Origin of the sequence: Pseudochrobactrum algeriensis (genome assembly GCF_018436245.1) — a bacterium.
GTDB classification, from domain to species: domain Bacteria; phylum Pseudomonadota; class Alphaproteobacteria; order Rhizobiales; family Rhizobiaceae; genus Pseudochrobactrum; species Pseudochrobactrum saccharolyticum.
On sequence record NZ_CP075361.1, the window covers coordinates 78,248 to 91,087 of the forward strand.

General features: G+C 51.5%; 9 protein-coding genes. 7 read left to right on the plus strand and 2 right to left on the minus strand.

Annotated elements, in window-relative coordinates; translation table 11 throughout:
• Nucleotides 1–134 precede the first annotated feature (134 nt).
• The 3 genes from KHQ09_RS02605 to KHQ09_RS02615 all read left to right on the plus strand — a co-directional run bounded on the left by KHQ09_RS02605 (nt 135) and on the right by KHQ09_RS02615 (nt 4,404).
• The gene (locus KHQ09_RS02605; protein WP_213596102.1) at nt 135–872 is read left to right on the plus strand and encodes an ABC transporter ATP-binding protein; all 738 of its coding nucleotides are present in this window, start codon (nt 135–137) and stop codon (nt 870–872) included.
• A gap of 17 nt (nt 873–889) precedes the next feature.
• Complete coding sequence (locus KHQ09_RS02610; RefSeq protein ID WP_213596104.1) at nt 890–3,463, plus strand: ABC transporter permease; 2,574 nt, start codon at nt 890–892, stop codon at nt 3,461–3,463.
• Between the two features lie 209 nt (nt 3,464–3,672).
• Nucleotides 3,673–4,404 carry a Bax inhibitor-1/YccA family protein gene (locus KHQ09_RS02615; protein ID WP_075654041.1) on the plus strand — a complete coding sequence of 244 codons (732 nt, stop codon included), beginning with the start codon at nt 3,673–3,675 and terminating at the stop codon, nt 4,402–4,404.
• Between the two features lie 67 nt (nt 4,405–4,471).
• Here the strand turns inward: KHQ09_RS02615 and KHQ09_RS02620 are convergent, their stop codons facing one another.
• The gene (locus tag KHQ09_RS02620; protein ID WP_213596107.1) at nt 4,472–7,147 is read right to left on the minus strand and encodes an autotransporter family protein; all 2,676 of its coding nucleotides are present in this window, start codon (nt 7,145–7,147) and stop codon (nt 4,472–4,474) included.
• A 282-nt stretch (nt 7,148–7,429) separates the two neighbouring features.
• Nucleotides 7,430–10,120: an aconitate hydratase AcnA gene (gene acnA / locus KHQ09_RS02625; RefSeq protein ID WP_420801423.1), complete on the minus strand. Its 2,691-nt coding sequence runs from the start codon at nt 10,118–10,120 to the stop codon at nt 7,430–7,432.
• A 346-nt stretch (nt 10,121–10,466) separates the two neighbouring features.
• Between acnA and ccmA the strand changes: the two genes are divergently transcribed.
• From ccmA to ccmD, 4 genes are all read left to right on the plus strand, one after another.
• The gene (ccmA, locus tag KHQ09_RS02630) at nt 10,467–11,126 is read left to right on the plus strand and encodes a heme ABC exporter ATP-binding protein CcmA (protein ID WP_213599744.1); all 660 of its coding nucleotides are present in this window, start codon (nt 10,467–10,469) and stop codon (nt 11,124–11,126) included.
• Nucleotides 11,123–11,788 carry a heme exporter protein CcmB gene (gene ccmB, locus KHQ09_RS02635; RefSeq protein ID WP_213596109.1) on the plus strand — a complete coding sequence of 222 codons (666 nt, stop codon included), beginning with the start codon at nt 11,123–11,125 and terminating at the stop codon, nt 11,786–11,788. Before ccmA ends, ccmB begins: the two co-directional genes overlap by 4 nt.
• Before the next feature lie 81 nt (nt 11,789–11,869).
• Nucleotides 11,870–12,685, plus strand: coding sequence for a heme ABC transporter permease (locus KHQ09_RS02640; RefSeq protein ID WP_213596111.1), 816 nt, complete (start codon nt 11,870–11,872; stop codon nt 12,683–12,685).
• Nucleotides 12,682–12,840, plus strand: coding sequence for a heme exporter protein CcmD (gene ccmD / locus KHQ09_RS02645; RefSeq protein ID WP_075654044.1), 159 nt, complete (start codon nt 12,682–12,684; stop codon nt 12,838–12,840). Before KHQ09_RS02640 ends, ccmD begins: the two co-directional genes overlap by 4 nt.

The following is a 12,840-nucleotide window of genomic DNA, read 5'->3' on the forward strand; positions in this document are numbered from 1 at the left end:
GCTTGCAAGAGCCAAATTTATGGTCAGGGCAACAGTATTTCACCCTTTGCCCTGTACATTAGCTTTCTGCGACCCCAGATAGAAAACAATCTGTCTTCAGAGCCTCCGCCATTTATCAGGGAAATGACGCGACCATGCAGCCTCACCAATCCGGTATTACGCTTGAGAATATTGATCTCACACTGGGCAGCAATGCCGCTCGCGTCCATGTTCTCAATGATATTTCCCTGCAAATACAAAGCGGTGAATCCGTTGGTATTGTCGGCCCGTCCGGCTCCGGTAAGTCTACTTTGCTGATGGTGCTGGCAGGGCTTGAAAAAGTCGACAGCGGTCAGGTGCTCATCAGCGGCGAACGGATCGACCGGATGAGTGAAGATCAGGCCGCCGCCTTTCGCGGGCGCAATATAGGCATTGTTTTTCAGTCCTTTCACTTGATCCCCAATATGACAGCACTGGAAAATGTGGCGGTACCGCTGGAGCTGGCGGGGCGCGATGATGCATTTGCCGTTGCCGAACAGGCTTTGAAATCAGTCGGGCTTGGCCATCGTCTGTCGCATTATCCGGCGGCACTTTCCGGTGGTGAGCAGCAGCGTGTGGCGATTGCCCGTGCCTTGGCACCGCGACCGGCTATTCTGATTGCCGACGAGCCGACCGGAAATCTTGACAGTGAAACCGGTAACCAGATTGCTGATCTGCTTTTCTCCAAACAACAAGAATACGGGCTGACAATGGTGCTGGTGACGCATGATCCGTTGCTGGCTGCCCGTTGCGGACGGGAGATTCAGGTGCGCTCCGGTCGTATTCATTCTGATCCCGTGTCTGGCAAGAGCCACACACATGAAGAGGTCGTTCAGGCGGAAGCCGCGCAATGACGGCGGGCACGACAGGGATGACAAGTAAAACTGCAACGAAACCGTCTTTCGCACTGGCGCTGCGCTTTGCATTGCGTGAAATGCGTGGCGGTTTGACCGGCTTTTATATTTTTCTCGGTTGTATCGCGCTTGGTGTTGCTGCCATTGGCGGAGTGAATTCCGTTGCCCGTTCTATTGCCGATGGTCTGGCAGTTGAAGGACAGGCCATCCTCGGCGGTGATGTCAGTTTTATGCTCAATCAGCGTGAGGTGACGGAGCAGGAACGGCAGTTTTTGAACGCGCAAGGCACGGTGTCTGAGAATATCACTATGCGTTCAATGGTGCGCATGACAGATGGTTCTGATCAGGCACTGGTTGAAGTGAAGGCCGTGGATAGCGCCTATCCGCTCTATGGCACATTAAAACTGGCACCGGATCTGGCGGCTTCAGAGCGTTTTGCATTGCAGAACGGAGCCTATGGCGCGGCTGTGCCGCAGCTTTTGCTGGATCGTCTGGGTTTGAAACTCGGCGACCAGATCATGCTCGGTTCGGCAAAATTTACGTTGCGGGCGATGATTGAGAGCGAGCCGGATATGCTGGGTTCCGGCATGGCTTTGGCACCGCGTTTTCTGACTTCTGATGAAGCTCTGCGGGCGTCCGGTCTTATTCAGCCTGGCAGTCTGGTCAATTATATTTATAAAATCGCTTTGCCGGATACAGCGCAGGCGGGGGCACAGGATACACGTCTGGCAGCGCTGGAAGCTGCAGCCGAAAAGAATTTCCCTGAAGCCGGTTGGAATATCCGCAACCGCAATAATGCGGCACCGGCTTTATCCGCTAATATTGAGCGGTTCTCGCAATTTCTCACCCTTGTCGGTCTCACATCGCTGATTATCGGCGGTGTTGGTGTTGCCAATGCCGTACGTAGTTTTCTCGACGGCAAACGGCCTGTTATTGCGACCTTTAAATCGCTCGGCGCATCGGCTGATTTTGTGGTGCTGATTTATCTGTTTCAGATCGTGGCTATTGCACTGATCGGAATTGTCATTGGTTTGGTACTGTCGCTGGGGCTCAGCGCTGCGGCGATCTATGGCCTGTCGTCCTATCTGCCGGTCAGCGGCGGGCTCAAACTCTATCCGCAAGCGCTGTTGCTGGCGACAGCTTTCGGGCTGATTACCACGCTGATCTTTGCTCTTCTGCCTTTGGGGCGGGCGCGGACAATTCCGGCAACGGCTTTGTTCCGCCAAAAAGGTTTTGACCAAAGCGGATGGCCGCCATTGCTCTACATGCTGACTGCCGGACTTCTGTTGCTGATATTGATCGGGCTGGTGCTGTTTTTTGTTGAAGATCAGCGCATTGCCGGTGTGTTTATCGTGGGAGCGGTTGCTGCGTTTATCATTCTGCGCGGGGTCTCATACGCGTTGCGGATGCTGGCGCGTAAAGCGCCGCGGTTCCGCTCTCCGGCTTTGCGGCTGGCAGTCGGTAATATTCACCGTCCGGGTGCGCTGACACCTTCGGTTGTGCTCTCGCTCGGTCTTGGCCTGACTTTGGTTGTGGCACTGGCTCTGGTTGACGGTAATTTGCGTCGTCAGATCACCCAGAGCCTGCCTGCCCATGCGCCGAACTTCTTCTTTGTCGATATTCAGAATACGGAGATCGATGGCTTCCGCGATCTGTTAGCGAAAACAGCGCCGGAAGGTAAAGTCGTCAGTGCAGCGATGTTGCGCGGACGCATCGTGGCTTTGAACGGCACCGATGTTGATAAGGTGACTGTGCCGCCGCAGGGTGCATGGGTGCTGCGCGGAGATCGTGGTATTACTTATGCGAAAAATCTGCCGGAAAATTCCACAATGACACAAGGTGAGTGGTGGTCTGCAGATTATAGTGGTGAGCCGCTGGTGTCTTTTGCGGCCAAAGAAGCGGAAGAACTCGGGCTTAAAATCGGTGATACGGTGACAGTGAATGTGCTTGGCCGGAATATTACTGCGAAGATCGCCAATTTCCGTCAGGTACAGTGGGAAACTCTGGCGATCAATTTCGTCATGGTATTCTCGCCGAATACTTTTGCCGGCGCGCCGCATTCATGGCTGGCGACACTGACTGATGCCAATGCGGCACCGGAGCAGGAGGCCAATGTGTTGCGCACCGTGACACAGACTTTCCCTGCGGTCACATCTGTGCGGGTTAAAGATGCGATTGAAGTGGCCAATGATCTGATCAGCCAGCTGGCGGTGGCAATTCGCTGGGCTGCATCGGTTGGCTTGCTGGCGGCAATTTTGGTGTTGGCCGGAGCACTGGCGGCAGGTAATCGTGCCAGACAGCATGATGCGGTGGTGCTGAAAACATTGGGTGCCACACGTCTCACGCTGATCCGCGCTTTTGTCTATGAATATGCGCTGCTTGGCTTGGCAACGGCCGTTTTTGCCCTTGGGGCGGGCGGTCTGGCTGCATGGTTTGTGGTGGTAAAGCTGATGAATTTGCAGATGCGGATGCTGCCGGACGTGGCCTTTTTCACAGTGCTGACGGCGCTGGTTCTGACTGTCGGTTTTGGTCTTGCCGGTACATGGCGGGTGCTTGGGCAGAAGGCAGGGAGTGTTTTACGGGAATTATAAAGGCTTAGATACTCTGTTTTATCGTGCTGAGAGAAACAGGATGAAGCGTAAAAGATTCTAAAAACAAAGCTTTTTTACTGGTAAAGGGTTGTTTGGTCTTGTTTTGAACATGCAAAATAACCATTATATCAGGCAGGCATGCTGGGGTTCCGCCAGCGGCGCCTGGGGAGCGCCCCCGACACCGGACGGAACAAGGCAAGAGGAATATTATGGTAGATTTTCGTAATGTACAGGCGCAGAGCCCGGTCGGGGCGCGCGCAGACGCAGCCGTCGATCAGGGACTGCGCTCATACATGCTTGGCGTTTATAATATGATGGCGATTGGTCTGGCCGTAACCGGTCTGGCTGCACTCGGCACATCCTATCTCGCCATGAACAATCCGGCCTTCGCACAACTTATGTATGGCAGCCCGCTGAAATGGGTCGTAATGCTTGCTCCATTGGCTGCCGTATTTTTCCTGAGCTTCCGCATTGAGCGCATGAGCGTTGCAACCGCGCAGCTGACATTCTGGGTTTATGCCGGTCTCGTTGGTCTGTCGCTGTCCTCGATCTTCCTCGTCTTTACCGGCGAGAGCATCGTGCGTACGTTCTTCATTACCGCAGCCTCTTTTGGTGCCCTGTCGCTTTACGGCTACACCACCAAGCGTGACCTGTCGGCAATGGGCTCGTTCCTGATGATGGGTCTGTTCGGCCTTATCATTGCCTCCGTGGTTAACATCTTCCTCGGCTCTTCTGCTCTGCAGTTTGCAGTATCGGTTCTTGGTGTTCTGATCTTTGCCGGTCTTACCGCCTATGACACCCAGCAGATCAAGGAAATGTATTACGAAGGTGATGCATCCGATGCGATGGGTCGTAAGATTGTAATGGGCGCACTGCGTCTTTACCTCGACTTCATCAACATGTTCATGTTCCTGCTCAACTTCCTGGGCAACCGTGAATAGTGCTGAAGGTTTTCAGGTTTTGAAATCAGAGAGGGCAGCCGCTGGGCTGCCCTTTTTCTTTGTGGTTCTACCAGCGTATCTTAAATCCGAGATTGCCGGAGAGACTGTAATTGTCACTGATATTCTTCGTGGCGCCGCTGGTTTCAACTGTGCCGAAGACAGCATATTTGCCGTCATTCCAGCTATAGGTCGATCCCAGCGTTAATTGCAGCTGTGTGCGTGCTTGTCCGCCGGTATAGAAAGGTGTGCCGGAAACAAGGATAAGATTGGAATTTCCTGTGAAGTTTTGCTGCACACCAACCATGCCGTAAATATCCAATTTTCGGGTGAAACCGGCAGCATCCTGCCATGCATTCTCATAGTTCGTTGCCAGACCAAGACGACCCAGCACATCATTCTCATTGGAATGATGTACTCTCGCATCGTAGAAATCCGTATAATCTTTCAGGTTCAGGCCGGAATAGGTCAGTTGTGCCTGCGGCGTGAACGACCAGAAATCATTATACTGGATGCGTTTTCCGACTTCGATGCCAAAACCATAACCGGTATTATTATGATCGGAGACATGGTTCTTTCGTGTCAGATCAGAATACAGGTCGGTCTTATACCAGCTGACCTGTGTCTGAGCATCGACATAAAAACCATTGTCGCCATACCATGTCAAAGCGCCGCCGAAACCATAGGCCTGCGTGTTGATATCGCCATCGCCATAGCGTGAATAGCTTCTGCTTTTGGCATCAATATAATGCACCCAGCCGCTCCCGATCAGACGACCGCTCTCGGTTTCACGCAGCTGGCTGTCGAGACCCGCTTGTACCAGCCAGTAATTCTGGCGGTATTTGCTGGCAATGGTTGATGATTGCGAGCTGTAATTTTCCTGACCGGCCTCTGTGCGTATCCAGAACAGCCCTGTATCCGTGACAACTGTACCGGCTTCAGGTGGCCGATAGCCAAGCCCTGGGCCATCGCCTTGGGCAATATGATAGGCTCCTGCACCACTCCAGTAGCGGTTTCCTGCGCGGGTATAGAGCGATGACATCAAAGTCTGATTGATGCTTCTCATGCTTTCAACATTGTTGTTGTAAAGCGGCACGCCCGGCTGATAGCGCGGATCCGGATTTGGCCCCGTAGGTGCTGGTGGTACAGGTGGAGTAGGCGGTGACGGAGGTGTTGGAGGGCCCGGAGGCACTGGCGGGCCCGGAGGTGTTGGCGGAGTAGGTGGAGTTGGAGGGGATGGTGGTGATGGCGGGGAAGTATTTGTACTACGTAAATACCAGTTGCCATCATCTGTTGAGGGGAGGCCTTTTTCGAGCGTATAGGCATAAGCGCCGGCTATAATGGCATCTTTTTCATCGGGTGTGGTGTAATCGGGATTACCCAGAAACATTGTGGCATCCGATTGTCCGTCTACTTCGATGATCTGAATGCCGTTGACAGTGGGGGCGCCGTTTCCATATTTATTTTGTACTATTATAGCTGATGAGCCTAATGTAATTCCGGTAATATTTATTTTGTCAGTGAAGGAGTAGTCATCACCTAAATTTACATCAATAACAATTTTACTGTTTTCATTACCAATATAACTTCCATTGATTTTCATTTCAAAAAAATTTGAGCTGTCACCTGGTGATAAAGTTGCATCACTAGAGATATCTGAAATATTTACAAATCCTGATAGTGTCGATGTGTCTCGTAGAAATATTTTATTCTCAATGGTTAATATATTTTGTTGTGATCCGGTATGTATGTAGGAGTTGTTAAATGCGTATATTTCCCCTCTTCCTGTAATGTTGCTATTTAAATTGTACACTCCATTTGTGTTGAAGAAATTTATTAACGCTATCCCCTCTCCTGTTTCTATTGAATTGGCAATAAATTGACCGCCTGACTGGGTGTTGCTACCAATGTTAATTGTTCCTTTTGAGCCAGGTTTTTGGGCGATAATAATCTTATTGGCCGTTTGCAATGTTGCATTGTTTAGAAGGGTGATTGTGGCGTCACCACCTTCAGCTAAGATAATATTATCACGTGATAATAATTTGCTGTCTGCATCCGATATTGTTGCTTCAAAATCGGAGTTTTGAATTTTGGCTAAAGTCAAATTTTCAGTAAAAATTTGAGCGCCCTCAGTGATATGTAGACTCGTAAAGCCTTTATTTGCGAAGGTTGTTTGGCCAAGGGTTGCCTGAGTTCCTGAATCTTTCGCAAAAATTTGCAATGAGGATGCGTAATCTTCACCTGTTGAAAATATGGAATTTGTGTTGGTTTGGATTAAACTTGCGCCAGATTGCAGTACAATCTTAGTTGGACCTGGATTGTATCCATGATTTAAGTTTCCGCCGATTGAAAGTTTTCCGTTACTGGAAATGCTTATTGTATTTCCAGTTTCTGCTTTTTCAAGCAGAACAAATTCTATTACATTGAGTGTTCCTCCATCAATATTTAACTTTGGAGAGTCTGTGCTGGTTGTTGCACCAAAACTTAATTGATTTATTGTGGTGTTATTGCCAGATGTAATTGATGGGTCGAAAATAGCAGATTTACTAAATATTACCCTGTCGGCCTCTCCTGGTATGCCATTGACCTCGGCCCCGTTGCCTTTCGCCCAGTTACTTGTCTCAAACCAGTTTGTGTTAACTGTTCCGCTCCAAGTGTATTCTGCTGCATGTAAAATACTTGGTTGGGAATATAATATCGTTGTAGATAAAATTAATGCGTAATATTTATTTGATTTAAGAACCATGATTATCTCCTTGGTTCTTAATTGATATGTTTAATGTTTACTTATATCAGCTGTTATATTTAACAAGATTTTAATTTATATGATAATTTAACGTTTATAAATCTACGCTGTGACTTTTATAGCAAAACGCCGCTGAAGAAATTCAGCGGCGTTTTTATTCATAATAAGCGCTTAGAGCGGTTTGCGTTCATGTTAGATCGCAGTGTTCGCTCTAGATTCCTTAGTCTGTCGCATTATCTCGACGTCAAGTTGATCCAACTTGACTGTGAAATGCTCTAGCTATCAGGCTTTGGCCAGATCACGCAGAACGGTCTGCAGAATGCCGCCGTTCTTCATGTAGTCCAGCTCATCCAGCGTATCGATACGGCAGATCAGCGGAACCTGCTTCACTGAACCGTCAGCGAAAGTGATAGTTGCATTGGTCTTCTGACGTGGACGGATGTCTGCCAGACCTTCAATGGTAACCACTTCGTCGCCCTTCAGGCCGAGGGACTGCCAGCTTGTGCCTTCTTCAAACACAAATGGTACAATGCCCATGCCGACGAGGTTGGAACGGTGAATACGCTCGAAAGACTGAGAGATCACAGCTTTGACGCCGAGCAGGTTGGTACCCTTAGCAGCCCAGTCACGGGACGAGCCGTTACCATATTCAACGCCGGCAAACACAACCAGCGGAACGCCCTCAGCCTTATACTGCATTGCTGCATCATAGATCGAGGTTTCTTCCTTGCTTGGGTAGTGAATGGTGTAACCGCCTTCGCGGCCATTTTCACCGAGCATGTGGTTGCGGATACGGATATTCGCAAAAGTACCGCGCATCATCACTTCGTGGTTGCCGCGACGTGTACCGTACTGGTTGAAGTCTGCTACGGCGACGCCGTTATCGAGCAGATATTTACCGGCAGGGGACTGTGCCTTGATCGAACCGGCAGGCGAAATGTGGTCAGTGGTGATCTTATCGCCGAACAGGCCGAGCACGCGAGCGCCCTTGATGTCGGAGATTTCACCGGCTGATTTGCCCATGCCTACGAAATATGGCGGGTTCTGCACATAGGTCGAGTTATCGTCCCATGCATAGGTCTGGCCGGCTGGCACCTGAACGGCCTGCCAGTTTTCGTCTCCCTTGAACACATCGGCATATTTTTCCGAGAAGATCTTGCGCGTTACGTTCTTGGCAATGAATTCCTGAATTTCAGCCGATGAAGGCCAGATATCACGCAGGAATACAGGGTTGCCGTCTTTGTCTTCACCAATTGGTTCTTTGGTCAGATCCTTGGTGACTGTACCGGCCAGAGCGTGAGCAACAACCAGTGGCGGGGATGCCAGATAGTTGGCCTGAACGTCAGGTGATACGCGGCCTTCAAAGTTACGGTTACCGGAAAGAACAGCAGCGCCGATCAGGCCTTTTTCATTGATGGTCTTGGAAATAGGCGCAGGCAGCGGACCGGAGTTACCGATACAGGTGGTGCAGCCGAAGCCAACCAGGTTGAAGCCCAGTGCGTCGAGATCTTTCTGCAGGCCTGCATTTTCCAGATAGGCAGCAACAACCTGAGAGCCAGGTGCCAGCGATGTTTTAACCCAAGGCTTGGTTTTCAGGCCTTTGGCAACAGCATTACGGGCAAGCAGACCGGCAGCAATCAGCACGCTCGGGTTCGAGGTGTTGGTGCAGGAAGTGATCGCAGCGATCACAACATCGCCGTGGCCGAGATCGAAATCTTCGCCTTCAACAGCGTAACGGGCGGTCTGACCGGTTGTTTTCTTGTATTCTGTTTCCAGAGAAGTTGCGAAACCGGAAGCAATACCTTCCAGAGCAATACGGCCTTCAGGACGCTTCGGACCAGCCATGGATGGCACAACGTCAGCCATATCCAGCTCAAGAATGTCTGTGAAGACAGGGTCTGTGCTGTCAGCTTCACGCCACATGCCCTGTGCACGGGAATAGGCTTCAACCAGAGCCATGCGATGTTCGTCACGGCCGGTTGTGTTCATGTAGTTGAGGGTTTCTTTGTCGATAGGGAAGAAACCACAGGTCGCACCATATTCAGGGCCCATATTGGCAATGGTTGCGCGGTCTGCAAGGGTCATATTGTCGAGACCCGGACCGAAGAACTCAACGAACTTACCGACAACGCCTTTTTTACGCAGCATCTGGGTAACGGTGAGCACGAGGTCAGTCGCGGTGACGCCTTCTTTGACCTTACCGGTCAGTTTGAAGCCGACAACTTCCGGCAGCAGCATGGAAACCGGCTGGCCGAGCATCGAAGCTTCCGCTTCAATACCACCAACACCCCAGCCAAGAACGCCAAGGCCGTTGACCATGGTTGTGTGGCTGTCTGTACCAACGCAGGTGTCAGGATAAGCAACGGTTTCGCCGTTTTCTTCTTTAGTCCATACGGCCTGCGCCAGATATTCAAGGTTAACCTGATGGCAGATACCTGTGCCCGGAGGAACAACGCGGAAGTTCTGGAATGCCTGCTGGCCCCATTTCAGGAAGCGGTAACGCTCGGCATTGCGTTGATATTCGAGATCAACGTTGTTTTTGAACGCCTGCGGATTACCGAATTCGTCAACGATCACGGAGTGGTCGATTACGAGGTCAACCGGTACCAGCGGGTTGATTTTTTCAGCATCGCCGCCGAGTGCCACCATGGCATCGCGCATCGCAGCAAGGTCAACAACGGCAGGAACGCCGGTAAAGTCCTGCATCAGCACGCGGGCAGGGCGATAGGCGATTTCCGCGCCTGCGGAACCACGGTCAACCAGCCATTTAGCGATATTCTCGATATCCGCTTTCTTGACGCTGCGGTCATCTTCGAAGCGCAGAAGGTTTTCAAGCAGAACCTTCATGGAGAATGGGAGTTTGGATACGCCTTCAAGACCGTTTTTTTCAGCTTCGGTCAGGCTGTAATAAACATAGTCTTTGCCGTCGACGGTAAGCGTCTTACGGCATTTGAAACTATCGATGTGAGACACGATGTTCGTCCTTCATGCTTACTGGCCGGAAAACCAGGACGAACGCCTCTGCTGCGTTTCAAGGACGCGCTTAGGTGCGGGTGCAGTCATTTCCGCTGTCCGTCCCGAGGCCTGTGCTTAACAAGGAACTTGTTTAACAAACATCAGGCTTTAGAGATCGGCCAAAAATGGTTTCCACGCCGACCGCTGGCATGGTAGCTGCTATATAGTCAGTTTTTTAAAACTGTTCCAGACTCTTAAAGCGTAAAATTATGCTGTTGCGGCGAAATGTTGCGGCTTGTTTTGTCGAGGTTCCTGATAGGGAAAACCGGACAATTTGATGAATATTCGTGGTATCGGAGGCCTTATGCGGCTTGTTGCGGAAAATCTGAGCGGAGAACGGGGCGATAACCTCCTGTTCAACTCTCTGTGCGCAAGCCTGCGCGATGGTCAGGCTTTGATTATCACAGGGCCGAATGGCGCAGGAAAATCAACGCTGCTGCGAATCATTGCCGGTCTGTTGCCCGCTTCTGACGGTACGGTCTGGCTGGAAACAGATGACGGCTTAGAGCCGGTGATGGCGCACAGCCATTATCTCAGTACCCTCAATGCAATGAAACCGGCGCTGAGTGTTTATGAAAATCTGAAGTTCTGGCAGGATTTTCATGGAAGCCCCCTGCACGACATTGATGAGGCGCTGGAAATTGTCGGCCTCTATAATATTGATCATCTGCCTTACGGCTATCTCTCCACGGGGCAGAAACGCCGTGTAACCATTGCCACGCTGCTCTGCTCGCACCGGCCATTATGGCTACTGGATGAGCCGACCTCGGGGTTGGATACCCATGCGCAAGCGATGTTTGCCGGTGTGATGCGCGAGCATTTGAAAAAGGGCGGCATGATTGTTGCGGTCACGCATATTGCGCTCGGGCTGGAGCAGGCGGGTTTTGATGCGGTGCAGCATTTGCGGCTTGAAGATTACCAACTTGGCGATCACAGTGCTGAAACGCAGGGCTGGCTGTCATGAAGGCTTTGTTCTGGCGTGATCTGCGTATTGCCGTCCGTGCGGGCGGTGGTGCTTTAACCGGCATCCTGTTCTATCTGGCTGTTGCCGCCGTCGTGCCTTTTGCTGTCGGGCCTGACCTTAAATTGCTGGCGCGCATTGGCCCTGCAATGTTGTGGCTCGGTGCGCTGCTGGCGGTGCTGCTCGGCCTTGACCGGTTGTTTCAGGCGGATCGTGAAGACGGCTCGCTGGATGTGATGATCATGGCGCGGGAACGTCATTTTCTGACCCTGACAGTGATCGTGAAATGTCTGGCGCATTGGGTGGCAACGGTTTTGCCGCTGGTGATTGCCGCGCCGTTTCTCGGGCTGATTATGAATATGGAGCCGCTGGCAATCGGTGCAACAGCGCTCACCTTGCTGATCGGCACACCGGCAGTGATCTTTATCGGCGCATTGGGCGCGGCGCTGGCCGTTTCCATGCCGCGCGGCGGGTTGCTGGTCTCGGTGATGATCCTGCCTTTGACTATTCCGGTGCTGATTTTCGGTGTCTCGGCATCCTATGGTGCGGTGACCGAAAATGCAGCTTTTCTCTCACCTTTGCTGATGCTGTCGGCGAATACACTGATTGCTGCTATTATCGGGCCATTGGCCGCAGCTTTCGCATTGAAAATTTCGACAGATTAAACCCATATTCTGAATAAGAGTGCTGCCTCTTGCGAGGTTTCTCTAAGGATAGCTTAAGCTTACAAATATATCCGGGTATCTATGACTGAACGATCAACTGATAAAGCCTTATCCAAAGATGCACCGCGCCGCTTTCAGGCGCTGCTCGATCTGGCTAATCCGACACGTTTTCTGAGCCTGAGCAGTACAATCCTGCCATGGATGACAGCGCTGACGGTGCTGTTGTTGCTAACCGGCCTTTATATGGTGTGGTTCGCACCGGAAGACTATCAGCAGGGGCTGACCGTGAAGATCATGTTCATCCATGTGCCTTTCGCATGGCTGTCGATGATGTGCTACACGGTGATGACCATTGCAGCACTCGGTACATTGGTCTGGCGGCATCCGCTGGCTGATGTCTCGGCCAAAGCTGCTGCGCCGCTCGGAGCGATGTTTACCGCATTGGCGCTGGTTACCGGCTCACTGTGGGGCAAGCCGATGTGGGGCACGTGGTGGGTGTGGGATGCGCGTCTGACTTCGGTTTTCATTCTGTTTCTGATGTATCTCGGTATTATTGCTCTGACCCGTGCCATGGACGATCAGGCAAAAGCAGCGCGAGCTGCCGCTGTTCTGACACTGGTTGGCTTTATCAATATTCCGATCATCAAATTCTCGGTCGACTGGTGGAATACATTGCATCAGCCTGCATCCGTGTTGCGTATGGAAGGGCCTGCCATGCCGCCAAGCATGCTTTATCCGTTGCTGGTGATGGCACTGGCGATGACCATGCTGTTTTTCACGCTGCATCTGATGGCGATGCGTAACGAGATTTTCAGCCGTCGTATTGCGGCAATGCGCAAGATCGCAGCGCGTAATGCCGAGCGCGAAAACCGCAAACCGGCAGGAGAAGCGGCATGACGCATCTGAGCTATGTTCTTATTTCCTATGGTGTTTCTGCCACGGTGATTGTGGCGATTGTTGCATGGATATTGCTGACCCAGACGCGTTTGCGGGCAGAGCTTGCACGACTTGAGAAACAGGGCATTCGCCGCCGCTCGCAAAAGGCAGATTGA

What these genes read in the sequence shown, in the direction of transcription:
- KHQ09_RS02605 (WP_213596102.1), top strand. Translation starts at nt 135, where the DNA reads ATGCAGCCTCACCAATCCGGTATTACGCTTGAGAATATTGATCTCACA.
- KHQ09_RS02610 (WP_213596104.1), top strand. Translation starts at nt 890, where the DNA reads ATGACAAGTAAAACTGCAACGAAACCGTCTTTCGCACTGGCGCTGCGC.
- KHQ09_RS02615 (WP_075654041.1), top strand. Translation starts at nt 3,673, where the DNA reads ATGGTAGATTTTCGTAATGTACAGGCGCAGAGCCCGGTCGGGGCGCGC.
- KHQ09_RS02620 (WP_213596107.1), bottom strand. Translation starts at nt 7,147, where the DNA reads ATGGTTCTTAAATCAAATAAATATTACGCATTAATTTTATCTACAACG.
- ccmA (WP_213599744.1), top strand. Translation starts at nt 10,467, where the DNA reads ATGCGGCTTGTTGCGGAAAATCTGAGCGGAGAACGGGGCGATAACCTC.
- ccmB (WP_213596109.1), top strand. Translation starts at nt 11,123, where the DNA reads ATGAAGGCTTTGTTCTGGCGTGATCTGCGTATTGCCGTCCGTGCGGGC.
- KHQ09_RS02640 (WP_213596111.1), top strand. Translation starts at nt 11,870, where the DNA reads ATGACTGAACGATCAACTGATAAAGCCTTATCCAAAGATGCACCGCGC.
- ccmD (WP_075654044.1), top strand. Translation starts at nt 12,682, where the DNA reads ATGACGCATCTGAGCTATGTTCTTATTTCCTATGGTGTTTCTGCCACG.